The sequence below is a fragment of the Micromonospora sicca genome (genome assembly GCF_003172935.1).
GTDB classification, from domain to species: domain Bacteria; phylum Actinomycetota; class Actinomycetes; order Mycobacteriales; family Micromonosporaceae; genus Micromonospora; species Micromonospora sicca.
Window position 1 is genome coordinate 1 of sequence record NZ_QGKS01000406.1, and the last position, 23,244, is coordinate 23,244.

General features: G+C 73.2%; 21 protein-coding genes. 13 read left to right on the top strand and 8 right to left on the bottom strand.

Features of this window, described 5'->3' with window-relative positions; all coding sequences use genetic code 11:
• Together DKT69_RS31435 and DKT69_RS31440 are read right to left on the bottom strand one after the other, a co-directional pair.
• On the bottom strand, positions 1 to 448 hold a 448-nt coding region (locus DKT69_RS31435; protein ID WP_161557989.1), incomplete at its 3' end, for a helix-turn-helix domain-containing protein.
• Positions 449 to 653: 205 nt separating this feature from the next.
• The gene (locus DKT69_RS31440; RefSeq protein ID WP_109805058.1) at positions 654 to 1,547 is read right to left on the bottom strand and encodes a helix-turn-helix domain-containing protein; all 894 of its coding nucleotides are present in this window, start codon (positions 1,545 to 1,547) and stop codon (positions 654 to 656) included.
• Between the two features lie 135 nt (positions 1,548 to 1,682).
• Here DKT69_RS31440 and mfd point away from each other — a divergent pair, with 135 nt between their 5' ends.
• The 4 genes from mfd to DKT69_RS31460 all read left to right on the top strand — a co-directional run bounded on the left by mfd (position 1,683) and on the right by DKT69_RS31460 (position 8,860).
• Positions 1,683 to 5,315 carry a transcription-repair coupling factor gene (gene mfd / locus DKT69_RS31445; RefSeq protein WP_109805059.1) on the top strand — a complete coding sequence of 1,211 codons (3,633 nt, stop codon included), beginning with the start codon at positions 1,683 to 1,685 and terminating at the stop codon, positions 5,313 to 5,315.
• A 55-nt stretch (positions 5,316 to 5,370) separates the two neighbouring features.
• The gene (locus DKT69_RS31450; RefSeq protein WP_109805060.1) at positions 5,371 to 6,147 is read left to right on the top strand and encodes a hypothetical protein; all 777 of its coding nucleotides are present in this window, start codon (positions 5,371 to 5,373) and stop codon (positions 6,145 to 6,147) included.
• Between the two features lie 2 nt (positions 6,148 to 6,149).
• Positions 6,150 to 7,145 (top strand): nucleoside triphosphate pyrophosphohydrolase, encoded by a 996-nt coding sequence (locus DKT69_RS31455; RefSeq protein ID WP_109805061.1) that lies wholly within the window; start codon positions 6,150 to 6,152, stop codon positions 7,143 to 7,145.
• 95 nt (positions 7,146 to 7,240) lie between these two features.
• Positions 7,241 to 8,860, top strand: coding sequence for a DUF885 domain-containing protein (locus DKT69_RS31460; RefSeq protein WP_109805062.1), 1,620 nt, complete (start codon positions 7,241 to 7,243; stop codon positions 8,858 to 8,860).
• 66 nt (positions 8,861 to 8,926) lie between these two features.
• Here DKT69_RS31460 and DKT69_RS31465 read toward each other — a convergent pair whose 3' ends face one another.
• Positions 8,927 to 9,775: an NAD(+) diphosphatase gene (locus DKT69_RS31465; protein ID WP_109805063.1), complete on the bottom strand. Its 849-nt coding sequence runs from the start codon at positions 9,773 to 9,775 to the stop codon at positions 8,927 to 8,929.
• 215 nt (positions 9,776 to 9,990) lie between these two features.
• Between DKT69_RS31465 and DKT69_RS31470 the strand changes: the two genes are divergently transcribed.
• Positions 9,991 to 10,812 (top strand): alpha/beta fold hydrolase, encoded by an 822-nt coding sequence (locus tag DKT69_RS31470; RefSeq protein WP_109805064.1) that lies wholly within the window; start codon positions 9,991 to 9,993, stop codon positions 10,810 to 10,812.
• A gap of 68 nt (positions 10,813 to 10,880) precedes the next feature.
• The gene (locus DKT69_RS31475) at positions 10,881 to 12,020 is read left to right on the top strand and encodes a low temperature requirement protein A (protein WP_236648473.1); all 1,140 of its coding nucleotides are present in this window, start codon (positions 10,881 to 10,883) and stop codon (positions 12,018 to 12,020) included.
• An 83-nt stretch (positions 12,021 to 12,103) separates the two neighbouring features.
• Here DKT69_RS31475 and DKT69_RS31480 read toward each other — a convergent pair whose 3' ends face one another.
• Positions 12,104 to 12,796, bottom strand: a complete 693-nt coding sequence (locus DKT69_RS31480) for a hypothetical protein (protein ID WP_109805066.1) — start codon at positions 12,794 to 12,796, stop codon at positions 12,104 to 12,106.
• Between the two features lie 244 nt (positions 12,797 to 13,040).
• Here DKT69_RS31480 and eno point away from each other — a divergent pair, with 244 nt between their 5' ends.
• Genes eno through DKT69_RS31500 form a run of 4 tightly spaced genes read left to right on the top strand, consistent with a single transcriptional unit; the run spans position 13,041 to position 16,099 of the window.
• Complete coding sequence (gene eno / locus DKT69_RS31485; protein WP_109805067.1) at positions 13,041 to 14,324, top strand: phosphopyruvate hydratase; 1,284 nt, start codon at positions 13,041 to 13,043, stop codon at positions 14,322 to 14,324.
• A 29-nt stretch (positions 14,325 to 14,353) separates the two neighbouring features.
• Positions 14,354 to 14,992: an FtsB family cell division protein gene (locus DKT69_RS31490; protein ID WP_109805120.1), complete on the top strand. Its 639-nt coding sequence runs from the start codon at positions 14,354 to 14,356 to the stop codon at positions 14,990 to 14,992.
• A 34-nt stretch (positions 14,993 to 15,026) separates the two neighbouring features.
• Positions 15,027 to 15,584, top strand: coding sequence for a DUF501 domain-containing protein (locus tag DKT69_RS31495; protein ID WP_109805121.1), 558 nt, complete (start codon positions 15,027 to 15,029; stop codon positions 15,582 to 15,584).
• A gap of 2 nt (positions 15,585 to 15,586) precedes the next feature.
• Positions 15,587 to 16,099, top strand: a complete 513-nt coding sequence (locus DKT69_RS31500) for an amino-acid N-acetyltransferase (RefSeq protein ID WP_109805068.1) — start codon at positions 15,587 to 15,589, stop codon at positions 16,097 to 16,099.
• Positions 16,100 to 16,122: 23 nt separating this feature from the next.
• Here the strand turns inward: DKT69_RS31500 and DKT69_RS31505 are convergent, their stop codons facing one another.
• Positions 16,123 to 17,019 carry a CE1 family esterase gene (locus DKT69_RS31505; protein WP_236648474.1) on the bottom strand — a complete coding sequence of 299 codons (897 nt, stop codon included), beginning with the start codon at positions 17,017 to 17,019 and terminating at the stop codon, positions 16,123 to 16,125.
• Between the two features lie 96 nt (positions 17,020 to 17,115).
• On the opposite strand from DKT69_RS31505, the gene DKT69_RS31510 reads away from it, so the two are divergent.
• Positions 17,116 to 18,153, top strand: a complete 1,038-nt coding sequence (locus DKT69_RS31510; protein WP_109805070.1) for an ArsR/SmtB family transcription factor — start codon at positions 17,116 to 17,118, stop codon at positions 18,151 to 18,153.
• A gap of 53 nt (positions 18,154 to 18,206) precedes the next feature.
• Positions 18,207 to 19,136 (top strand): Ppx/GppA phosphatase family protein, encoded by a 930-nt coding sequence (locus tag DKT69_RS31515; RefSeq protein WP_109805071.1) that lies wholly within the window; start codon positions 18,207 to 18,209, stop codon positions 19,134 to 19,136.
• A 661-nt stretch (positions 19,137 to 19,797) separates the two neighbouring features.
• On the opposite strand, the gene DKT69_RS40310 is transcribed toward DKT69_RS31515, so the two are convergent.
• Together DKT69_RS40310 and DKT69_RS31530 are read right to left on the bottom strand one after the other, a co-directional pair.
• Positions 19,798 to 20,139, bottom strand: a complete 342-nt coding sequence (locus DKT69_RS40310) for a DUF6069 family protein (protein ID WP_236648475.1) — start codon at positions 20,137 to 20,139, stop codon at positions 19,798 to 19,800.
• 412 nt (positions 20,140 to 20,551) lie between these two features.
• Positions 20,552 to 21,580, bottom strand: a complete 1,029-nt coding sequence (locus DKT69_RS31530; RefSeq protein ID WP_109805073.1) for an RNA polymerase subunit sigma-70 — start codon at positions 21,578 to 21,580, stop codon at positions 20,552 to 20,554.
• A gap of 616 nt (positions 21,581 to 22,196) precedes the next feature.
• On the opposite strand from DKT69_RS31530, the gene DKT69_RS31535 reads away from it, so the two are divergent.
• Entirely contained in the window at positions 22,197 to 22,547 is a 351-nt protein-coding gene (locus DKT69_RS31535; protein WP_109805074.1) for a VOC family protein, read from the top strand.
• Between the two features lie 22 nt (positions 22,548 to 22,569).
• Here DKT69_RS31535 and DKT69_RS31540 read toward each other — a convergent pair whose 3' ends face one another.
• Complete coding sequence (locus DKT69_RS31540; protein WP_109805075.1) at positions 22,570 to 23,199, bottom strand: LysE family translocator; 630 nt, start codon at positions 23,197 to 23,199, stop codon at positions 22,570 to 22,572.
• Between the last annotated feature and the right edge of the window lie 45 nt (positions 23,200 to 23,244).

The window sequence follows — 23,244 nt, forward strand, 5'->3', positions numbered from 1 at the left end:
CCCGGATGGCCCCGGTGGTGAACCGCACCGAGGGTGTGGACCGGCGGCGTGACTTGAACCCCGGGAACCCCACCCGCCGCCCGGCGCGCTTGCTTGAACGCGAGTCGGACCAGTTCTTCAACCCCCGCGCCAGCGCGTCCAGGCCAGTGTTGAACGACTCCTTCGAACACTCCGCCCACCACGGCGCCACATCGGCCTTCGCGTGATTCCACGCTCTACGCAGCGCCGGCAGCGACCAGCCGATCATGGGGGTGAGCTGCCCGTCGGGGATGCCGTAGGAACGCTCAGCGGCCCGCTGATCCATCACCACCCTGACCCGGGCCAGCGCCCAGTTGTGCGCCACCCGCGCCGCACCAGCATGAGCCAGCACCACCCGCTCCTGTCGGGGCGTCAGGTCCAACGCGAACCGGTACGCCTGCACGACACCCAACCGCTCCTGGTGTGCCACGCCGAGCACGATAACCACGCGGTAGGACATTCACCTGCAACCACCATCGCCCCGCCCCCCACGACAGCGCGCCGCCGACCACCGGATCCCCCTCACGATGCACCACCCACACCGCACGCCACTCCTCCAAGGTCACCAACACCCACCAACACCTACTCAACCGGGAACAGTCGACTGCCCCCGTACGGCACCTTTGCCGGCAGGGTCAGCCCGCGAGCAGCCGGCGCAGCCGGGCCGGCGGGTGACCGACCTGGTCGCGTACCACCCGGGTCAGGTGGGCCTGGTCGGCGAAGCCGTACTCACTGGCCAGCGCGCCGAGCGGACGCCCGTCCGGCTCGGCGAGGGTGTCCAGCACCGCCCGGACCCGCAGCCGGTTCCGGTACGCGGTCAGGCTGCTCCCGGTCATCCGCTGGAACACCCGGCTGAGGTGGTGCGGCGAGGTGCCCACCTCCCGGGCCACCTCCTCCAGGCCGAGGGTGAAGTCCGAGGTGGCCAGCACCTCACGGGCCCGGTCGGCGAGCCGCCGGTGCGCGGCCAGCGTCGCCGGCCGTCGCCGGACCGCCCGCTCGATCTCGGCGCCCGCCTCCTCCCCGGCCAGCGCGCTGTGCTGGAGCAGCCGGCCCAGGAACCGGTGCAGCCGCTCGGCCATCTCGAACCGGTCCAGCCCGCGCCGGCACTCGGCCACCAGCAGCCGGTGCGCCAGGTCCAGGGAGGCGTCCGAGGTGCCCGCCCAGCCGGGCCGGTCCAGCCAGCCGACGGCGTCCGGCCGGTCCGCCAGCACCTCCCGGTCGATCTCCAAGCAGGTGTACGAGTCGCCGCAGCCGTACGGGTGGGAGACCGCCATCTCGTCCCCGGGGCGGGTGATCAGCACCGAGGTGGCGTCGGAGACACCGGGCCGGCCGTTGAGGCGGCGCTGGTAGGCGCCCGAGCGACCCAGGATGATCTTGTAGCGGTCCTCGGCGGCGGGCTCCGTCCAGCCGTGGTGTTCCACGATGCAGTGCACCTGGTAGATCAGCATCCCGTCCGGGTGCCCCAGCACCCGCCACCGGGCCGGCGTGGTCTTGCGGCGTGGATCACTGCCGGTTCCCTCCGCAGGCATTCGGTCTCCCTCAGGTGTTCCTCGACGGCGTGGCGGCCGATCGTCCCCCCGGAGAGATAGTGTCGATTCGCAAACCCCCCGTCCAGACCGGGCGCGGGGTGATCGTCGTGTGCCATCCGCGGGAAGTGATCACTGATGCTCACCGGACTGTTCGCCGCCGCCCTGGCCGACCCGGGCCTGGCCCGGGCCCGTGACCTGGCGCGCTCCGGTGCCGCCCAGGTCGACGGCCTGGACCTCACCGCCCCGGCCGCGCTGCGCCCGTTCGCGGTCGCCGCGGTCGCCGCGGACGAGCCCGCGGGCGGCGCCGGCCGCCCGGTGCTGGCCGTCACCGCCACCAGCCGGGAGGCCGACGACCTCGCCTCGGCGCTGGGCAGCCTGGTTCCGCCGGAGCAGGTGGCGGTCTTCCCGTCCTGGGAGACGCTGCCGCACGAGCGGCTCTCGCCCCGCTCCGACACGGTCGGGCGGCGGCTGGCCGTGCTGCGCCGGCTGGCCCACCCGGGCTCCGCCGACGCGCACGGGCGTACCGGGCCGCTGCGGGTGGTCGTGGCGCCGGTCCGGTCGCTGCTGCAACCCCAGCTCAAGGGGCTCGGCGACCTGGAGCCGGTGCAGCTCGCCGCGGGTGACGAGGCGGATCTGGAGGAGGTCGCCCGCCGGCTCACCGACATGGCGTACGCCCGGGTCGACCTGGTCACCAAGCGGGGCGAGTTCGCCGTCCGCGGCGGCATCCTCGACGTCTTCCCGCCCACCGACGAGCACCCGTCCCGGGTCGAGTTCTGGGGCGACGAGGTGGAGGAGATCCGCACCTTCGCCGTCGCCGACCAGCGCACCATCGAGGGCGTGCCGCAGCTCTGGGCGCCGCCCTGCCGGGAACTGCTGCTCACGCCGGAGGTCCGCAAGCGGGCCGCCGCCCTGGCGCAGGAGCACCCGGAGCTGGCCGAGATCCTCGACAAGCTCGCCGAGGGCATCCCCGTCGAGGGGATGGAGTCGCTGGTCCCGGCGCTGCTCGGCAACGAGAGCCTGGAACTGCTGCTGAACTGCATGCCGGCCGGCACCCACGTGCTGCTCTGCGACCCGGAGCGGATCCGCACCCGGGCGCACGACCTGGTGCGTACCTCGGAGGAGTTCCTCCAGGCCAGCTGGGCCGCGGCCGCCGTCGGCGGCCAGGCCCCGGTCGACCTCGGCGCCGCCGCGTTCAAGACCCTGGGCGACGTACGCACGGCGGCCCGCGCCCTGCGCCAGCCGTGGTGGACCCTCGCGCCGTTCGGCCTGGTCGAGGCGGACGCCACCGCACCGGTCCGCCAGCCGTGGGAGGACGAGCCGACCGAGGTCGACGTCAGCCCCGACGACGCGATCGCGGTGACCCTGGCCGCCCAGCCCGCCCCGCTCTACCACGGCGAGACCGCCCGGGTGGTCGAGGACCTGAAGCGCTGGGCCGGCGAGGGCTGGTCGATCGCGCTGGTCTTCGAGGGCCACGGCCCCGCCCAGCGGGCCGTCGAGGTGCTCCGCGACGCCGGTCTCGGCGCCCGGCTCACCGAGGCGGTCCCCACCGCGCCCGCCCCCGGCGAGCTGCTGGTGTCCTGTGGCTGCCTGACCGGCGGCTTCGTCGACGAGGCGTCCCGGTTCGTGCTGCTCACCGGCAACGACGTCACCGGCGGCCGGGGCACCTCCACCCGGGACATGCGCAAGATGCCGAGCCGGCGGCGCAACACCATCGACCCGCTGGAGCTCAAGGCCGGCGACCACGTGGTGCACGAGCAGCACGGCATCGGCCGGTACGTCGAGCTGGTGCAGCGCACCGTCAACGGCGCCTCCCGGGAATACCTGGTCATCGAGTACGCCGCGAGCAAGCGCGGCCAGCCCGGCGACCGGCTCTTCGTCCCCACCGACCAGCTCGACCAGCTCTCCCGGTACGTCGGCGGCGAGCAGCCCACCCTGCACAAGATGGGCGGCTCGGACTGGCAGAAGTCGAAGGCCCGGGCCCGCAAGGCGGTCCGCGAGATCGCCGCCCAGCTGATCCAGCTCTACGCCGCCCGCAAGGCGTCCAAGGGGCACTCGTTCGGCCCGGACACCCCGTGGCAGCGGGAGCTGGAGGACGCCTTCCCCTGGCAGGAGACGCCGGACCAGCTCGCCGCGATCGACGAGGTCAAGCGGGACATGGAGCAGACCGTGCCGATGGACCGGCTGATCTGCGGCGACGTCGGGTACGGCAAGACCGAGATCGCGGTGCGAGCCGCGTTCAAGGCGGTCCAGGACGGCAAGCAGGTGGCGGTGCTGGTGCCCACCACGCTGCTGGTGCAGCAGCACTACAACACCTTCGCCGAGCGGATGGGTCAGTTCCCGGTGACCATCCGGCAGCTGTCCCGGTTCCAGACGCCGAAGGAGTCCGAGCGGACGTTGGAGATGATCGCCGACGGCACCGTCGACATCGTCATCGGCACCCACCGGCTGCTCCAGACGGCCACCCGGTTCAAGAACCTCGGCCTGGTCATCGTCGACGAGGAGCAGCGCTTCGGCGTCGAGCACAAGGAGCACCTGAAGACGCTGCGCGCCTCGGTCGACGTGCTGAGCATGTCGGCCACCCCGATCCCGCGGACGCTGGAGATGGCGATCACCGGCATCCGGGAGATGTCCACCATCGCCACCCCGCCGGAGGAGCGGCACCCGGTGCTGACCTTCGTCGGGGCGTACGACGACCGGCAGGTGGCCGCCTCCATCCACCGCGAGCTGCTCCGCGACGGGCAGGTGTTCTACCTGCACAACCGGGTCGAGTCGATCGACCGGGCGGCGCGCCGGATCCGGGAGCTCGTGCCCGAGGCGCGGGTCGCCGTGGCGCACGGCCAGATGGGCGAGGAGGCGCTGGAGAAGGTGATGGTCGGCTTCTGGGAGAAGGAGTTCGACGTCCTGGTCTGCACCACGATCGTGGAGTCCGGCATCGACATCCCGAACGCCAACACCCTGATCGTGGAGCGCGCCGACCTGCTCGGCCTGGCTCAGCTGCACCAGATCCGCGGCCGGGTCGGCCGGGGCCGGGAGCGGGCGTACGCCTACTTCCTCTACCCGCCGGAGAAGCCGCTCACCGAGCACGCGCACGAGCGGCTGGCCACCATCGCCCAGCACACCGAGCTGGGCGCCGGCATGTACGTGGCGATGAAGGACCTGGAGATCCGGGGCGCCGGCAACCTGCTCGGGGGCGAGCAGTCCGGCCACATCGAGGGCGTCGGCTTCGACCTGTACGTCCGGATGGTCGGCGAGGCGGTGTCGGCGTTCAAGGGCGAGCAGCCCGAGGAGGAGGCCGACGTCAAGATCGACCTCCCGGTCGACGCGCACCTGCCGCACGACTACGTCGGGGTGGAGCGGCTGCGCCTGGAGATGTACCGCAAGCTCGCCGAGGCCCGCGACGACGAGCGGCTGCGCGAGGTGGTCGCGGAGATGACCGACCGGTACGGCGAGCCGCCCGCCCCGGTGCAGAACCTGGTCGCGGTGGCCCGGTTCCGGCTGCTGGCCCGCCGGTACGGCCTCAGCGAGGTCTCCATGCAGGGCAAGCACCTGCGGTTCGGCCCGTTGCCGCTGCCCGACTCGAAGCAGCTGCGGCTCAAGCGCTACCACCCGGACTCGGTCTACAAGCAGGCCCAGGACCAGGTCAGCGTGCCGCGCCCGAGCACCCGCCGAGTGGGCGGCGAGCCGCTGCGCGACCAGGCCTTGTTGGAGTGGTGCGCCCAGCTCCTCAAGGATGTGCTGGGCGAGCCGGCCCTGGCGGGGGCCCGGTGAGCCGGCCCGGTGGGCGGCGTCACAGCCGGGTGGCGGGCGTGAGAGAGTGACCGTCATGCGTGCTCGCCGTCTCATCGCCGCCGCCAGCGTCGCGGCCCTCGCTGTCTTCCCCCTCGCCGCCTGCGGTCGGTCCGCCCCGGACGTCGCCGCGTACGTCGGGGACCGGACCTACTCGGTGGACCGGGTGGACGCCATCCACGACGAGGCCCAGGCGGCGTACGAGGAGTCGGTGAAGGCCTCCGCCGCGCAGCAGGGGGCGACCCCGTCGCCGGAGCAGCTGAAGCTGAACGTGGACCGGCAGGACATCCTCAACCTGCTGGTCGGCATCGACCTCGGCAAGCGGATCGCCGAGGAGAAGAAGGTCGAGGTGCAGGACCAGCTCAGCGCCGCGCAGATCGGCAAGGAGCTGGGCGTGCCGGACACCGAGTACGCGCAGCTCGCCGCCGAGTGGTACGACCTCTACCTGGGCCTGGAGGCGGGGCTGCCGCCGGCCGAGCTGACCGACGACTCGCGCGGTGACCTCTACGACGCGCTGGTCAAGGCCGGCGTGGCCCCGGCCGGCTGGTCCGCCGACGAGCAGCGCCAGCAGTTCGAGCAGGCGCCGTTCACCCGCCAGGTCTCCGCGGTGAGCGCGGCCCTGCAGGACGAGGTCGAGAAGCTCGACGTCACGGTCAACCCGCGCTTCCGGGCGCTGGAGATCCCGGCGCTGCTGCAGACCCAGAGCGGCCTCCGCCAGTACGACCTGCCGTACGTCCACGGCAACGGCCAGGTGACCGACGTCTCCACGCCGGAGCCGGTGGCCACCGAGGCGACCGGTCAGGCCGCCTCCTGAGCATGTCCGCGCGGATCGTCCTGCTGGTCACCTCGCCCCGGCTGCCGGCCGGCCTGCTGACCGCGGCCGCCTGGGACGTCGTACGGTCCGCTCCGGTGCTGGCGGGCGCGGAGAGCGCGCTGACGGCGGCGGTCCGCTCGGCGGGCGCCGAGGTCTCGGTGCAGGTCGAGGGCGGCGCGACGCAGGCGTTGCTGGACGCGGTGGCCGCGCACGGCACGGCGGTCTGGCTGGCCGGCCCGGCCGGCGACGAGGCGCTGGCCCGGGAGTTGGGGCTGCGGCTGGCCCGCGAGCCCGGGCTGGCCGAGCTGGAGCTGATGTACGGCTCGTGGGATCCGCCGGGGGCCCGGCTGCTGGACGCGGTCGAGGTGATGGACCGGCTGGCCTCGCCGGGCGGTGACCCGTGGAAGCGGGCGCAGACCCACCGCAGCCTCGCCGGCTTCCTGCTCGAGGAGTGCTACGAGGCGTACGACGCGATCAGCGCCGACGACACCGACGCTCTCCGCGAGGAGTTGGGCGACGTGCTGCTTCAGGTGCTGCTGCACGCCCGCCTCGCCGAGGACCTGCCCGAGGACGAGCGGTGGAACGTCGACGACGTGGCCGGGGGGCTGGTCGACAAGATGGTCCGCCGCAACCCGCACGTCTTCTCCGGGGAGCGGACCGGCTCGCTGGAGGAGATCGAGGCGAACTGGGAGCGGATCAAGCGGGCCGAGAAGGCCCGCGAGTCGGTGCTGGACGGCATCGCGCTGAGCCAGCCCGCCCTCGCCCTGGCCGCCAAGATCCTCGACCGCGCCGCCCGCGTCGGGCTCGCCGTCCCGCCCCCGCTCGCGGAGTCCCAGGTCGACCCGGAGGCCAGGCTCGGCGCCAGCCTCCTCGCCACGGTGGCGGCGGCGCGGCAGGCGGACATCGACCCCGAGGCCGCCCTCCGTCGCACCACCCTGGCCTACGCCGAAGCCGTCCGCACCGCCGAACGCGAGGCCCGCGCCGACCAGCCGAGTTGATTATGAAGTTGTCACGACCCGTCGTGCCGAGTGACAACAACTTCATGATCAACCGAAGGGCGGCCGAGGTGCCGCGAGGTCGGTAGGGTCGGGGCATGGAGTCGTTCGTGCCGCTCGCCGAGCGGATCGTGGAGGCATTGCTGGAGAGCCGGCCGGGGCTGGCCACGTCGGCCGGGGACCACCGGTACGACGACCGGCTGCCCGACCTCTCCGCGGACGCGGTCGCAGCCGACCAGGCGATGCTCAAGGAGGCCGCCGACGCGCTCTCCGAGATCGACCCGGATTCGCTCGACGTCGAGGAGGGCGTCGACCACGCGCTGCTGAGCAGCCTCGTCGACCGGGCGATGTTCGAGTCGACGGAGATCCGCGCGCACGAGTGGGACCCACTGCGACACAACCCGGGTCCGCTGCTGCACGCGCTGCTCGCCCGCCCGTACGCGCCCGTCGAGGAGCGGCTGTCCCACCTCGCCGGGCGGCTGTCGGCCGTACCGGACGCCCTGGCGACCGCGCGCGCGACGCTGCGCGACATGCCGCGGATCCACGTGGAGACGGCGGTCGGGCAGTTCACCGGCACAGCGGCGCTGATCCGCGACGAGGTGCCCCGGCTGCTGGCCGAGGCGCCGGGGCTGTACGGCCGGGTCGAGCCCGCCGCGACCGACGCGATCGCCGCGCTGGAGGAGTTCGTGGCCTGGTTGCGGATCGGCCTGGCCGCCGACGCCGGGCCGGGGCGCGACCCGCGGCTGGGCCGGCGCCGCTGGGAGGCGCGGCTCTGGCACACCCTCGACACCGAGCTGGGCGCCGCCGAGGTGCAGCGCCGGGCCTGGGCCAACCTGGAGCGGGTCACCGCGGAGATCCGCGAGGCGGCCGTCGAGCTGGTCGGCGGTCCGGCCGACGACGAGACGGTACGCCGGGCGCTGGACCTGCTCGCCGCCGAGCACCCCGACGACCAGTCCATCGTGGAGCTGGCCTCGGTCACCCTGGACGAGGCGAGCGACTTCGTCCGCGCGCACGACCTGATCACCCTGGTCGAAGACCCGTGCGTGATCCAGGAGATGCCGGAGTTCGCCCGGGGGGTCGCGGTGGCGTACTGCGACTCGCCGGGCCCGCTGGAGACGGCCGACCTGCCCACCTTCTACTGCATCGCGCCCACCCCCGCGGACTGGCCGGCGCACCGGGTCGAGTCGTTCTACCGGGAGTACAACGACCACATGATCCGCAACCTGACCGTGCACGAGGCGGTGCCCGGTCACTTCCTCCAGCTCGCCCACGCCCGCCGGTACGCCGGCCCCACCCGGGTCCGCGCGCTGACCGAGTCCGGCGTGTTCGTCGAGGGCTGGGCGGTCTACACCGAGGAGCTGATGGCCGGCCTCGGTTTCGGCGGGCTGCCGGTGCGGTTGCAGCAGCTCAAGATGCAGCTGCGGATGACCATCAACGCGCTGCTCGACCAGCTCGTGCACGGCGAGGACCTGCCCGAGTCGGAGGCGATGGCGCTGATGACCGGGCGCGGCTTCCAGGAGGAGGGCGAGGCGGCCGGCAAGTGGCGCCGGGCGCTGCTGACCTCCACCCAGCTCTCCACGTACTTCGTCGGCTACAGCGAGATGGCCGACATCGCCCGGTCCCGGCCGGACGGGGTGTCGGTGCGCGAGTGGCACGACGCGATGCTGGCGCACGACTGCCCGCCGCCCCGGCACCTGCGCACCCTGCTGGGCGTCTGAGCCGGCGGACCACCTGCGGCGCTGCCCTCCCTGGCCCCGGCCTGCGGCCCCGGGCGCCGCGCGGGCTCAGCGCCGCGCGGCGGTCACCGCCGCGTCGATCAGCCAGCGGGAGATCGAGTACGCCGGCGGCAGCTCCGCCGGCAGCGAGTCCACCGGGAACCAGCGCGCCTGCGTCAGCTCCCGCCCGTCGACCACCGGCTCGGCCGTGGGGTCGGCGGCGGTGGCGGTGAAGCCGGCGAGCAGCGTCCCCGGCCCGGACATCGCCCAGGGCTGGCTGCCGAAGTAGGTGACCCTGCCGACGGCCAGCCCGACCTCCTCGGCCACTTCCCGGTGCACCGCCGCCTCCAGCGACTCGCCCGCCTCCAGGAAGCCGGCGACCAGCGCCCACAGCTCCGCCGGGCCGTACGCGTGCCGGACGAGCAGCAGCTCGTTGGCGCCGCCGGCCGGGCCGGGGCGGGTGATCGCGGTGAGCACCGCGGCGGAGAGCCCCATCGGGACGTACAACTCGCAGCCGGGGCAGCGGCGGGCCGTCTCGCCGGGCACGTCGGCCAGCTCCTCCCGGCAGGCGCCGCACCAGCGGTGGGTACGCCGCCAGGTGAGCACCGCCAGCGCCCGACCGGCGAGCGTGGCGAGCGGTTCGGGCAGCTCGGCGGCGAGCACGCGCCAGCTGCGCCAGCGCCCCCCGTCGTGCTGTCCCGGGACCACCTCGGCGCCCCAGGCGCGTACCCCGTCGAGCGTGCCCAGTGGCACCCAGCGGGTCTCCGGCGGCAGGTCGGCGACCCGGGGGAAGCCGCCGTCCGGTGCGGTCAACAGCCGGCGGCCGGCCACTGGCAGGGCCAGGTCGTCGGGGGCGGGCGGGACGGTGGCGTCCGATCCCGGCAGGAAGCGTGCGCGGACCGGCTGGGGGATCGACATCCGTACGAGGGTAGTCGTGGCGATGGAGACCGATCGGCAACGACCGGTCGGGGGCCTCTCCCTTCGCCCGCAGCGCGTTTCGGTGAACCGGCCGTTCCCGGCCGAGGGCCGACCTAGCATCGGGTGAAGTCGACCTCCCCCTGCCGGCCTGCGGCGAGACTGCGCGCGCGGCTCGGTCGTCCGCACCCCACTTTTGTGACCAGGAAGGTAGCGGCATGAGTTTCGTCACGACCAAAGACGGCACGGACATCTACTACAAGGACTGGGGCGAGGGTCCGGTCGTCACCTTCTCCCACGGCTGGCCCCTCAGCGCGGACGCCTGGGACGGGCAGATGCTCTTCCTGGCGCAGAACGGCTTCCGGGTGGTCGCCCACGACCGTCGCGGCCACGGCCGGTCCAGCCAGTCCGGCACGCGAAACGACATGGACGGGTACGCCGACGACCTCGCCGCGGTCATCGAGGCGCTCGACCTGCGGGACGCGACGCTGATCGGCCACTCGACCGGCGGCGGCGAGGTGGCCCGCTACATCGGCCGGCACGGCACCGGCCGGGTCGCCAAGGCGGTGCTCATCTCCGCCGTACCGCCGATCATGGTGCAGACCCCGGACAACCCGGAGGGCCTCCCGATCAGCGTGTTCGACGAACTGCGCGCGAACCTGGTCAAGGACCGGTCGCAGTTCTACCAGGACCTGGCGCAGATGTTCTACGGCGCCAACCGGCCCGGCGCGAAGGTCTCGAAGGGGATCCTCGACCAGTTCTGGCTGTGGAGCATGCAGGCCGGGCTGTGGAACGCGTACGAGAGCATCAAGGCGTTCTCGGAGACGGACTTCCGGGACGACCTCGCCAAGTTCGACGTCCCCACGCTCGTGCTGCACGGCGAGGACGATCAGATCGTCCCGGTGAAGGACTCGGCGCGGAAGACCGCCCAGCTCGTCCGGAACGCGCAGGACATCTACTACCCGGGCGCGCCGCACGGCATCACTTCGACCCATCAGGATCAGGTCAACAAGGATCTGCTCGCGTTCCTCCGCAGCTGAACGCGTCCCGGCCCGACGACGTGCGGATCCGGCCGCGGGCCCCGGTGCCGGCCGCCCCGGACGGTCGGGTGACGACGTTCGAGATCTTCTTCGATCTGGTGTTCGTCTTCGCGCTCACGCGGATCATGGCGTTGATCGGGCAGCCGCCGACCCCGGTGGCCATGGCGCAGGGCCTGCTCCTGCTGGTGCTGCTCTGGTTCGCCTGGTCGTCGTACGCCTGGTTGGGCAACCAGACGCGGGCCGACGTCGGTCTGGTCCGTGCGGGGATCCTGGTCGCCATGGCGGCGCTCTTCGTCGCCGCGCTGGTCATGCCCCGCTCCTGGTCGTCCGGGCCGGGCCTGGACGGGCCGCTGCTCCTCGTCCTGGCCTACGTGCTGCTCCGCGCGGTCCACCTGCTGCTGTACCACTGGGTGGCGGGCGCCGTCCCCGGACTGCGCGCGCGGATCCGGTTCTTCGCGACGGTCAGCGCCCTCGGCTGGGTGCCGCTCCTGCTCGGCGCGCTGCTGGGCGGGGCCGCCCATGCCGTGCTGTGGGTGGCGGCGTTCGTGATCGAGATCGGCGGGCAGCGTCTGTCGTACGCGTGGCGCGGCGTCTGGCCGTTGCGCAGCCCGAGCCACTTCGCCGAACGGCACGGACTCGTCCTGATCATCGCGCTCGGCGAGTCGCTGGTCGCGGCGGGGGTCGGTGCCAGGTCGGCGGTGATCGCGCCGCCGGTCCTCGGCGTGGCGCTGGTCGGCCTGGCCGTGACGGTCTGCCTGTGGTGGCTGTACTTCGCCGACGCCGCGCCTGCGGCGGCCCGCGCTCTCGCCGCGGCGAGCGGGGACCGGCGGGCCCGGATGGCGGCGGACGCCTACAGCGTCACCCACCTGCTGCTGATCATCGGGGTCATCTACGTCGCGCTCGGCATCGAGCAGGTGCTCGCGCACGTCGCCGAGCAGGACGGCGGTGGCCGCCGTTCCGGCGGTGGCACGTTGAGCTGGTCGGCCTCCGTCGCCCTGTACGGCGGCGCCACGGTCTACCTTGCCGGTCGGCTGCTCTTCCGCCGGCTCACCGAGCAGGCGGTCCGGCCGGCGCAGGTGGCGGCCGCCGTGGCGGCGTTGCTCCTGCTGCCGCTCGGCCGGGCGCTGCCGCCGGCGGCGGCGCTCGGCGTGCTCGCGGCGCTTCTCGTCGCCGCGGCGGTCGGTGAACGGCTGGCCCGCGCCCGATGAGGCCACCGCGTCGGACGCGCCGGCGCCGGCCGCCGGCGGGGCCGGACCGGAACGCCCGTCAGGGGCGGGAGGCGCCGGTCCGGTCAGGACGCCGCGCGGCGGCGGTCCACCACGCCGGCCCCGGGCGGCACGTCGAAGGTGGTCGGGTCGACGGTCTCGGTGTAGCCGGTCAGCGCCACCTCCGCCGGCTTGCCGTCCAGGGTGCCGGTGAAGCTGCCCAGCACCCCCTCGGTGGTGACGCAGGCGTCGAACCGGTCACCGGAGCGGGTGACGTCGACGCAGGTGGCGTGGTGTCCGGCGAGCGTGGTGTCGCTCTGCTCGATGGTCGCCGCCGGGTCGAGGGCGGCCTCGGTGAGCAGTCTGATCACGGCGGGCGGGGTGACCAGGCCGAGCTTGCCGGCCTCCGTGTAGACGGCGACCGACGGTTTCCCGGCGGTCAGCACCGGCGGCAGCAGGGTGCACGAGGTGCGGCCGGCGGTCGTCGCGCACCGGGTGAACGCCTCCTGGGTCACCGTGATCTTGCCGGCCGGCCAGGTGTACGCCGACCGGAGCGGATCCTCCGTCTGGGCGATCGAGGCGGTCTTGCCGCCGGGGCGCTGGTAGTCGGCGGCCCAGGTCTGCTCGAGCGCCCGGTCCATCCGGGCGGCCAGGTCGTTGACCAGGTCGGCCCGGCCGAGGGCCTGTCCGGCGTCGTCGAGCGCCTGACACCCGGTGACCGTCAGCGACGCGATGACCGAGGTGGCGAGCACGCGGAGGGTGGTCGAGGCGGCGGGCATGGCGCCCAGCCTTGTCGATCGAGGCGACCTCTCGCAAACCCGTTGCCGGTTGACGCCCGAGAATCCGGGAATGTCCGTGTCACCCTTCGTCGGGCGTGGGATTCGCGTGCGGGTCCGTACGTCCGTCGCTCACCGGGTGGAGACGTGCGACCGGGCGTCGCCCGATACGCTGCGTGCAACACCTGCCTCAGCCGCACCGTCGCGGCCCATACCGGACCGGAACACACAAACGAGGAGCGACTCAGTGGCAACCATCGAGGGAATCGTCGCCCGGGAGATCCTGGACTCGCGGGGCAACCCGACGGTCGAGGTCGAGGTCGGGCTCGACGACGGCACGATCGCCCGCGCCGCCGTGCCCTCCGGCGCCTCCACCGGCGCCTTCGAGGCGATCGAGCTGCGCGACGGTGACGCGGACCGCTACCAGGGCAAGGGCGTCGAAAAGGCCGTCTCGAACATCGAGGACAGGATCGTCGACCAGCTCATCGGGTACGAGGCCAGCGAGCAGCGGCTGATCGACCAGAAGATGCTCGACCTCGACGGCACGGACAACAAGGCCGAGCTGGGCGCCAACGCCATCCTCGGCGTCTCGCTGGCGATCGCGAAGGCCGCCGCGGGCAGCGCCGAGCTGAGCCTGTTCCGCTACCTGGGCGGCCCGAACGCGCACCTGCTGCCCGTGCCGATGATGAACATCCTCAACGGCGGCGCGCACGCGGACTCCAACGTCGACATCCAGGAGTTCATGATCGCGCCGATCGGCGCGCCGAGCTTCCGGGAGGCGCTGCGCTCCGGCGCCGAGGTCTACCACGCGCTGAAGTCGGTGCTGAAGAAGAAGGACCTGTCGACCGGTCTCGGCGACGAGGGCGGCTTCGCCCCGAACCTGCCCACCAACGCCGCCGCGCTGGACCTGATCGCCGAGGCGGTGGAGAAGGCCGGCTACCGGTTGGGCACCGACATCGTCTTCGCCCTGGACGTGGCCGCCACCGAGTTCTTCGACAACGGCAAGTACACCTTCGAGGGCAGTGCGAAGACCGCCGAGGAGATGAGCAACTACTACACCAAGCTCATCGGCGACTACCCGATCGTCTCCATCGAGGACCCGCTGTCCGAGGACGACTGGAGCGGCTGGGCGACCCTGACCGCGGCGGTCGGCGACCGGATCCAGATCGTCGGCGACGACCTCTTCGTCACCAACCCGCAGCGGATCGCCCGCGGCATCACCGAGAAGGCCGCCAACGCGGTGCTGGTGAAGGTCAACCAGATCGGTTCGCTGACCGAGACCCTGGACGCGGTGGACCTGGCCCACCGGGCCGGCTTCAAGTGCATGATGAGCCACCGCTCCGGCGAGACCGAGGACACCACCATCGCCGACCTGGCGGTGGCCACCGGCTGCGGTCAGATCAAGACCGGCGCGCCGGCCCGCTCCGACCGGGTCGCGAAGTACAACCAGCTCCTGCGCATCGAGGAGGAGCTGGCCGACGCGGCGCGGTACGCCGGTGCGGGCGCGTTCCCGCGTTACCGTTCGGCCTGAGCGCGTAGCTCCGGGGGAGGGGTGTGACGATGCAGCAGCGCCGCACACCGGGTGGCCAGCGTCCCGCCCGTCGGCCGGGTCAGGCCGGCCGGGCGGGCGGGCCTCGGGCCCGGTCGTCGGTCCGCGAGGGTGGCGTCCGCGCCGAGCCGCGCGGCGCCGCCGGCCGGTCGCCCGGCACGGCCCGGGGCGCGGAGGGCGTACGCTCCGCGAACCGGCCCGCCGCCGCCCGGCGGACGGCTGCCGGCGGCACGGTCAAGCGGCTCTCCGCACCCCACCCCCGGCGCTTCACCGGGCGCGCCACCGTGCTGTTCGCGGTGTTGATCGCGCTCGCCCTGGCGTACACCTATCCGGTCCGGGTGTACCTGGACCAGCAGCGCGACATCGAGCGGATGGAGGCGTCCCAGGCCGATCAGCGCCGGCGGATCGAAGACCTCACCGCCGAGGCGGCCAAGTGGCAGGACCCGGCGTACATCGAGACGCAGGCCCGGGAGCGGTTCTTCATGGGCAAGCCGGGGGAGACGCTGCTCGTGGTGCTCTCCGACCCGGAGGGCGCCGCCAAGGACGCCGGCAAGGGCGCGAAGCCGGGGCCGCCGAAGGCGCCGGACCCCTGGTACGACACGCTGTGGTCGAGCGTGCAGGCGGCCAACGCCGAGCGGCCCGACAAGTGAGCACCACCTGAGCACCGAACGAGAGATGGGCACCGTGACTGTCGTACCACCGCAGGACCCGGCGGCGGGTTCCGTACCCCCGCCGGAGCGCCAGCCGGCCACCGAGGCCGACCTGGCCGCGGTGGCCGCGCAGCTCGGACGCCCGCCCCGCGGCACCCGGGCGGTGGCCCACCGCTGCCCCTGCGGCCTGCCGGACGTGGTGGAGACGACGCCCCGGCTGGCCGACGGCACGCCCTTCCCGACGCTGTTCTACCTGACCTGCCCGCGGGCGACCGCGGCGTGCAGCCGGCTGGAGTCGGTCGGGCTGATGAAGGAGATGGCCGACCGGCTGGGCACCGACCCGGAGCTGGCCGCCCGCTACCGGGCGGCGCACGAGGACTACCTCACCCGTCGGGAGGCGATCGGCGAGGTGCCGGAGATCGCCGGCATCTCGGCCGGCGGCATGCCCGGCCGGGTGAAGTGCCTGCACGTGCACCTGGGGCACGCGCTCGGCGCCGGGCCGGGGGTCAACCCGTTCGGGGACGAGACCCTCGCGCTGGTGGAGAAGTGGTGGGCCGCCGGCCCGTGCGTGGACGTCCCGGCGGGCGAGTGAGCATGTCGGTCTCCGACGAGATCGTGGTGCGCCGCGCCCGCACCGGCGACGTTCGGGGCATCCGGCGGCTGGTCGACACCTACACCGACGACCGGCGGCTGCTCAGCAAGGCCACCGTCACGCTCTACGAGGACGTGCAGGAGTTCCGGGTCGCGGTGGCGCCCGACGGCACGGTGGTCGGGTGCGGCGCGCTGCACGTGATGTGGGAGGACCTGGCCGAGATCCGCACGGTGGCGGTCGACCCGGCCTGCCGGGGCCGGAAGCTCGGCCACCGGATCGTCGGCGAGCTGATCGACTCCGCCCGGGAGCTGGGCGTGGCCCGGATCTTCGTGCTCACCTTCGAGACCAGCTTCTTCGGCTCGTTCGGCTTCCGGGAGATCGACGGCGCGCCGGTGCCGCAGCCGGTCTACGAGCAGCTGCTGCGCTCGTACGACGAGGGCGTCGCCGAGTTCCTGGACCTGGAACGGGTCAAACCGAACACCCTCGGCAACACCCGCATGCTGCTGCGCCTCTGACGGCCGCCCACGGCGGCGCGGGATCAGGTCCGCCGGGGGTGGGCGGCGAAGAAGGCCCAGACGAGGTCGGTGGCCACCACACCCGCCCGCGGCGCGGCGAGCTGGCCGGCGGTCGCCCCGGGCCACGAGTGGCCCATGTCCGGGATGGTGTACACGGTGACGTCGCTGTCGTCGGCGCAGCGCGCGTCGGTCCGGGAGATCCCGGCGGGCGCCGTGCGGCGCGGGCCGGGTGCGGGCCGGCAGCCCAGCCGCCGCTGCCAGGTTCGCATGCCCTCGCTGAAGATGTCGGCGTAGACGTCCTGGCCGCCGATGAAGGTGATGACCGAGACCGGACGTTTCGGCACGTAGTCCTCCGCCGCCGTCCGGGGCCCGCTGTAGCCGCCGCTGACCACGCCGATCGCCGCGAACACTCCCTCGGCCTCGACCGCGGCCCGGAAACTCATGTCGCCCCCGTTGGAGATGCCGGTGAGGTAGACCCGGTCCGGGTCGGCCCGCCAGGTGTCGACAAGGTGGGCGGTGAGGGCCTTGAGGAAGCCGACGTCGTCGGACGAGCCGCAGCAGATCAGGGCGTTGAAGCCGCCGTACCGCCCGTCCGGGTAGGCGACGAGCGCGTGCTCCCGGTCGGCCTTGGCGTCCAGGCCCACCATCTGCCGCATCGCCGCCCCGTCGCCGGGGTAGAAGTGCAGCGCGATCACCAGCGGGAGCGGCGTGGCCGGGTCGTAGCCGGGCGGGGCGTGCAGTAGATAGCTCCGCTCCGTCCCGTCGTGCCGCAGGGTGAGCCGGTGGTCGCCGGCCGCGGGCCGCTCGGCGGCCGACGGGGGCGGGGAGGCCGCCGCCCGGGTACGCCCCCGCTCGTCACCGCACGCCGCGCCGAAGATCACCAGGCAGAACCCGGTCAGCACCGCCATCGTCCGCCGCACGCCCCGCCCCCTTCGTGGACTCCCCGTCCACAGTGGTGAGCCGGGCCCGGCGGGGCAACCCTTTCGGCTCTCGCCGAATAGCGGCACGCTGCCCGTATGCTCCGTCTTCATCTCACCCCGGCGGACCTGTGCCGGGTGCGGTTCGCCGGACGGCTGCACCCGGTCGGCACGGCGATGCTGGCCCGTCAGGCGCTGCGCGATCCGGCCACCGCCGGGTTGGTGCCGGCCCTCGCCGCGCCGCAGGCGGACACCACTGCGCCGACGCCGGTGCCGGTGCGGGCCGCCGCCGCGTCGCTGGCGCACCTGCTGCCCGCCCGCGGCCGGCTGCCGGACTTCCTCACCCCGTTCGAGGGTCTCGAATCGGTGTCGGCCGGCCTCGCGGCCATCCGGGCCACCCCGCCCCGACGTGTCCGGGCCGAGCTCACCGCGGCGTACGCCGACCTGCCGCCGACGCCGTTGCGGCGCCGGTTCGCCGAGGCGGACCCGGAGATCCTGGACCTGTTCGAGCAGGCGGTGGCCACCTGGTTCGGCGCGGTGCTCGCGCCGCACTGGACCGAGCTCGCATCCGCCCACCGGCACCAGGTCGCGACCGCCACGCACCGGCTGGCCGAGAACGGCCTGGACGGCCTCTTCGCCGGGCTGCACCCGGCGATCGGCTGGCGGCCGCCGGTGCTGGAGGTGCGGACCTGGTGGAGCGGGGAGGTGACCGGCACCGGCGAAGGGCTCGTGCTGCTGCCGTCGCCCGTGGCCGGCCCGCGCCCCCGGGTGCTGGTCGAGCCGGAGCGGCCGGTGCTGCTCGTCTATCCCGCCGCGATGCCGCGCAGCGCGGCCGTCCCGGGCGCCGATCCGCTCGGCCGGCTCCTCGGGGCCACCCGGGCGGCGTTGCTGCGCCGGCTGGCTGAGCCGGGCCGGCACACCACCACGGCGCTGGCCGGGGCGGTCGGGGTCAGTCTCTCCACCGCGTCGGAACACCTGACGGCGCTGCGGGCCGCCGGTCTGATCCGGACCGGACGGGACGGCGCCTCGGTGCTGCACCGGCTGACGCCGCTCGGCGGGCACCTGCTGGGCGGCTCCGGGGACGTTGGCCCCGGAAGCGACCGGCCCGACGAGTGGCACAGCGGGCTGCGCCCGTGACCGTGGCACCCGGGTCGGGGCGCTGCCGTAGGGTTGCTGCCGTGACGACGCGTGTGGCCGCCATCGACTGCGGGACCAACTCCATCCGACTGCTGGTCGCCGACCTGCCCGACCCGTCGGCCGGCCCGCAGGCGCCGCTGGTCGACGTGACCCGCCGGATGGAGATCGTCCGGCTCGGCCAGGGCGTCGACAGGACGGGCCGGCTCGCCCCCGAGGCCATCGAGCGCACCCGGGTCGCGCTGGCGTCCTACGCCGCCGAGATCGAGAAGCTGGGCGCCGAGCGGGTCCGGATGTGCGCCACCTCGGCGACCCGCGACGCGGCCAACGCCGCCGACTTCCGGGCGATGGTCGAGCAGACCCTCGGCGTCGAGCCCGAGGTGGTGACCGGCGACGAGGAGGCCCGGCTCTCGTTCACCGGCGCGGTGCGCGGCCTGCCCGCCGACGCCGAGCAGCCGTACCTGGTGGTCGACATCGGCGGCGGCTCCACCGAGTTCGTGGTCGGCACCCGCGAGGGCGGCGTCGAAGCCGCCGTCTCAATGGACATCGGCTGTGTCCGGATGACCGAGCGGCACCTGCACGGCGACCCGCCGACCCTGGACGAGATCGCCGCAGCCCAGGCCGACATCGTGGTCGCGGTGGACCGGGCGCTGGCGGTGGTGCCGGGCCGCGAGGCCGCCACGCTGGTCGGGCTCGCCGGGTCGGTCACCACCGTGGTCGCCGTCGCCCAGGGCCTGACCGAGTACGACCCGGCGCGCATCCACCACGCCCGGGTGTCGTACGAGCAGGTCGCCGACGTCACCGCCGACCTGCTGGCGAAGACCCGGGAGCAGCGGCTCGCCATCCCGGTGATGCACCCGGGCCGGGCCGACGTGATCGGCGCGGGGGCGTTGGTGCTCCGCGTGATCATGGAGCGGGCCGGCATGCCGTCGGTGGTCGCCTCCGAGCACGACATCCTCGACGGCATCTGCTACAGCATTCTGTAGCAGGGTCGGCCCCTGCGCGGTCTGCTAGCCGGGTTCGCCCTCAAGGTCGCTGCGACGCTTCGCAGCCCAAGCCCTGACGTCCGCCGCCCGCCACACTCGGCCGACGGTCAGGTGGGCGATCGGGACGGGGAAGTCTGCGCGCTCAGCGAGCGTGTTGGCTCGCTGCCTGGACACACCGAGGAAGGCCGCTATCTCGGCCATGGCCATAACGTCCTCGGTCATCGGTGCCGACCATCCGACCGAGGCTCATCTATGAGCCTTTTCCAACCTCCCACGTCACAAACAGCGCTCCCTGCCCCGTCGGCTACGGCGTGGCAGCCTCCCGCAGGCGTAGGTGTCAGGGCTCGGCTGCGAGCGCGTCCTGGCGCGGCTTGAGCCTGACGTCGACCCGAGAGAGGGTCAGATCCCGGCTCAAGCCGCCGCGCAGGAGCCGAATCCACGTGGGGGCGCGCGACGGCGGGGTCGGCCAGGGTGACGCGACCGACCGAAGCGGATGGCGTTTGGTCTTCATCCCGCAAGGTGCCCTGTGCTTCTTCGCACACGCGACTCAGCTTTCGGATTGGCCAAGAAAAGGAACCTGGAATGGAGGGTGGCAGCACCGGGGCCGCGTTAGTGCGCTCGCGCACGCCCTTGCGCCGCGCGTTGTCCCGTTGCGGGATCGTCAATCGGTCCGGGTGCGGAGGCTCCGCGCCAGGGTGGGGATCATCACCGTCGCAGGGACGAGGTGTAGTCCGAGGAGGGCGGTGGTGGTGGCGGTGTTTGCCCCGGAGAGGAGGGGCGGGACCAACGAGATCGCGGTCAGCGACACTGCGGTCCACACGAATCGCTCGGTGGGGCGAGCGCTCCAACGAAGAAGAGCGACGGCAATGACGATGCCCACGACCGAGAAGAAGCCGGTCACCACGGCGAACCCGGACAACGGGATCGTCTCGCCACCATCGGGGACCTCGAAGTCGACGCCAACGGCCTGGGCAAGCGCAGCGGCGAGGGTGGTGGCCACCATCGCTGCGAGCGTGGCAATGAAGCCGGTGCCGGCGAGCCCGCGGAGTCGGTGGGTGTGCCTGGTCCGGCCCGATGCCGGGCCCGCGACGACCCCGGTGTCATTCATGCTGTTCATGTCGTTCCTCCATCATTCGGTAACTGGCGTACGGGGTGTGTTGACCAGCATGTGACGGTCCTGGCCCTGGGGGTGACGATGCGCACCCTCGCCGTGCGACGGCCGGGGTTCCGCAGGGCGTGGATGCCGGTGCCGCGGAGCCAGAACCCGGCGTCGCGTCCGACGACCGGCCCGGGCTCGCCGTCGCGCAGCTCCAGCTGCACCCGCCCGCGGGTGACGACGCCGAACGCGTCGCACCACTCCGCCGCGACCACCGCGACACGCGCGCCACCGCGCAGCGTGAGCGTCCACACCGGGACTACTCCGTGCCGTCCGCCGGCAGGCGCTCCGGCAGCCCGAGCCGCGGGAACTGGTCGTCGTGGAAGATGACGATCTCGGTGATCGCCCCGCCGGTGACGCGCAGGACGTCGATCGTCAGCGGCAGGTACGCGCCCTCCCGCTTCCGCCACAGGTAGAAGGCGACGGCCGGCTGCCGGTTCACCGAGGTGGGGACCGCGCGCAGGCCCTTCATGCCATCGAATCCATCCTCGACCCAGCTGTTCACCACCGCGTCGCGGCCGACGTACAGGCCCGGCGTGGGCGGCATCGAGCAGCGGACGTCGTCCCGCAGCATGGCAGCGAGCACGTCGATGTCCGTGGCCACACTGGCGTCGGTGAAGCGGCGCACCAGCTCGCGCGTCCCGGCGTCCTCCTCGCCGCCGGTCCAGTCCTGCCGCTCTGCGGGCAGGTGCTCCCGCATGCCGGCGCGGGCCCGCTGCAGCGCGCTGTTCACGGAGTTGACGGAGTCCCCGAGGAGCTCCGCGACGTCCTTCGCCGGCCAGCCGAGCACGTCCCGCAGGATCAGCACGGCCCGCGGGCGCGGCGCGAGGTGCTGGACCGCGACCAGGTACGCCAGCTCGATCGTCTCCCGCGCGACGGCGACGCTCTCCGGCTCGTCCGCATCGCCCGCGGGCAGCTCGTCGAGCAGCCGGTCCGGGTAGGGCTGCAGCCACAGCACCTCGCCGCCGGTCGCAGGCTCCGGGCGGCACTTGGCGAGCAGGTCCAGGCAGGCGTTGGTGGCGATCCGGTACAGCCAGGCCCGGAACGTCGACCGCCCCTCGAAGGTCTCCCGCCGCCGCCAGGCACGGAGGAACGTCTCCTGCACGGTGTCCTCGGCGTCCTCGAACGACCCGAGCATCCGGTAGCAGTGCACGTGCAGCTCCCGCCGGTGCCGCTCCGCCAGCCCCGAGAACGCCGGCTCGTCGACCTCGCCCAGACCGCACCCGCCCAGACCGCTCTCGCCCAGACCGCTCACGCCCAGCTCCTCCAGCCGCGTGTCCGCACTCATCACGTCATCCTTCCGTCTCGTCGTGTCCCGTCGTAGGTGTGACGGGTGCGGGCGCGACAACTCATCACTTGGGTCGATCGGCATGGCTGATCCAGTGACGGATCCGGTGGCGGAGCACGACGCGCGGTACGGCGAGGAGGGCGCGGGTCCGCCGGAGTGGGCGTGGGTGCGCGACCGCCTGGCGCGTGCCGGGGTCCCCTGGTTCACGACGACGCGGCGGGCATGGACGCACGGGCACGGCACGAGGTCCACCGAAAAGGATGGGCTTGATCTTGGAGCCGAGACCCGGCTCACCTGGGGAGATGCGCGCCCGAAGGGATTCGAACCCCGGCGCTGTTGCGTTACCGGATCGGCGGACACGCTAGGCCCGCCGACTACCTGTCAGATCGCTTCGGCGAGCTCGGTGAACGCCGCGGCGACCCGCAGTGCGGGACGGGCCGTCTTACCTGGAGCCTCGTCCTCATCGATGTCCGGGTCTGCCACACCCGCCCTGACCTGCAAGATCAGGTTGGAAAAGGCTCTATCTCTGACCCGTCCAGCGCAGATTCTGTCGCAACTGCCGGGCGGCATCGCCTGGAGCCTCGCGCTGACGGGGTAAGCCGCCTAGGCTGCCGAAATGGCGGTCAAGCGGATCAAGCCGAACATCCGCTCCGAGGACTTCGACGGGAGCCGTCGGTTCTACACCGACCTGATCGGGCTGGACGGCGGTGACGGGCTCGACTGGATCCTGTTCTTCGGTGGGGAGACCCGCGAGGTCCAGCTCTCGGTCATGAAGCGGGACATCCGCGCGGACGTCCACCCAGATGTGTCGATCGAGGTGGACGACGTCGACGACGTGCACGCGCGGTGCGTCGCCGCGGGTGCCGAGATCGTCTACCCGCTCACCGACGAGCCCTGGGGGCTACGCCGGTTCTTCGTCCGCGACCCCAACGGCGCCGTCATCAACGTCACCCAGCACAGGGTGTAGCAGCCGAGCGGGCGGGCGGTGGTCAGGCGCGCTCGGTGGCGAGGCGCGCGCTGAAGCCGAGCAGGGCCACCCCGGTCAGCCCGTCCAGCCAGCGTCGGACCCGGCGGCGGGACAGCAGCTCGCGGGCGCGGTTCATCGTCGCGACCAGCACCAGCAGGTAGGCCAGCCCCAGCACCGCGTGGCTGAGCGCGAACAGCAGCAGCACCGCCAGGGGCGCGGAGCCGCCGACGAACTGCGGCAGCACGGCCAGGTAGAAGGCCAGCACCTTCGGGTTGGTGATGTTGGAGAGGAAGCCCTGCCGGAAGCCGGTGAACGCCTCGCCGGACGGGGTGGGGCCGTCGTCGGCCAGCGGGGCGTACCGGCCCTGCCAGGCCGAGCGCCAGGCCTGCACGCCCAGGTACGCCAGGTAGGCGACGCCGGCCCAGCGGATCGTCTCGAACAGCGGCTGGGAGCGGACGATCAGCGCGCCCAGCCCGGCCGCGGCGGCGACGCCCTGCACGGCGTTCGAGCCGGTCACCCCGACCGCGCTCCACCTGCCGCGCCGTCGGCCGGCGGCCAGGGTGTTCCGGGTGACCACCGCGAAGTCCGGGCCGGGGATGAGGATGAGCACCGTGGCGAAGACCAGGAAGGATCCGTAGCTGCTCCACGACATGCTTCCGACCATACGACGGCGCCGACGTCCGCTAGTGTTTTCTTG

Bases quoted from the DNA above. Each gene is read 5' to 3' on its own strand.
- DKT69_RS31440 (WP_109805058.1), bottom strand. From the start codon at position 1,547: ATGCCTGCGGAGGGAACCGGCAGTGATCCACGCCGCAAGACCACGCCG.
- mfd (WP_109805059.1), top strand. From the start codon at position 1,683: ATGCTCACCGGACTGTTCGCCGCCGCCCTGGCCGACCCGGGCCTGGCC.
- DKT69_RS31450 (WP_109805060.1), top strand. From the start codon at position 5,371: ATGCGTGCTCGCCGTCTCATCGCCGCCGCCAGCGTCGCGGCCCTCGCT.
- DKT69_RS31455 (WP_109805061.1), top strand. From the start codon at position 6,150: ATGTCCGCGCGGATCGTCCTGCTGGTCACCTCGCCCCGGCTGCCGGCC.
- DKT69_RS31460 (WP_109805062.1), top strand. From the start codon at position 7,241: ATGGAGTCGTTCGTGCCGCTCGCCGAGCGGATCGTGGAGGCATTGCTG.
- DKT69_RS31465 (WP_109805063.1), bottom strand. From the start codon at position 9,775: ATGTCGATCCCCCAGCCGGTCCGCGCACGCTTCCTGCCGGGATCGGAC.
- DKT69_RS31470 (WP_109805064.1), top strand. From the start codon at position 9,991: ATGAGTTTCGTCACGACCAAAGACGGCACGGACATCTACTACAAGGAC.
- DKT69_RS31480 (WP_109805066.1), bottom strand. From the start codon at position 12,796: ATGCCCGCCGCCTCGACCACCCTCCGCGTGCTCGCCACCTCGGTCATC.
- DKT69_RS31490 (WP_109805120.1), top strand. From the start codon at position 14,354: ATGCAGCAGCGCCGCACACCGGGTGGCCAGCGTCCCGCCCGTCGGCCG.
- DKT69_RS31500 (WP_109805068.1), top strand. From the start codon at position 15,587: ATGTCGGTCTCCGACGAGATCGTGGTGCGCCGCGCCCGCACCGGCGAC.
- DKT69_RS31510 (WP_109805070.1), top strand. From the start codon at position 17,116: ATGCTCCGTCTTCATCTCACCCCGGCGGACCTGTGCCGGGTGCGGTTC.
- DKT69_RS40310 (WP_236648475.1), bottom strand. From the start codon at position 20,139: ATGGTGGCCACCACCCTCGCCGCTGCGCTTGCCCAGGCCGTTGGCGTC.
- DKT69_RS31530 (WP_109805073.1), bottom strand. From the start codon at position 21,580: ATGAGTGCGGACACGCGGCTGGAGGAGCTGGGCGTGAGCGGTCTGGGC.
- DKT69_RS31535 (WP_109805074.1), top strand. From the start codon at position 22,197: ATGGCGGTCAAGCGGATCAAGCCGAACATCCGCTCCGAGGACTTCGAC.
- DKT69_RS31540 (WP_109805075.1), bottom strand. From the start codon at position 23,199: ATGTCGTGGAGCAGCTACGGATCCTTCCTGGTCTTCGCCACGGTGCTC.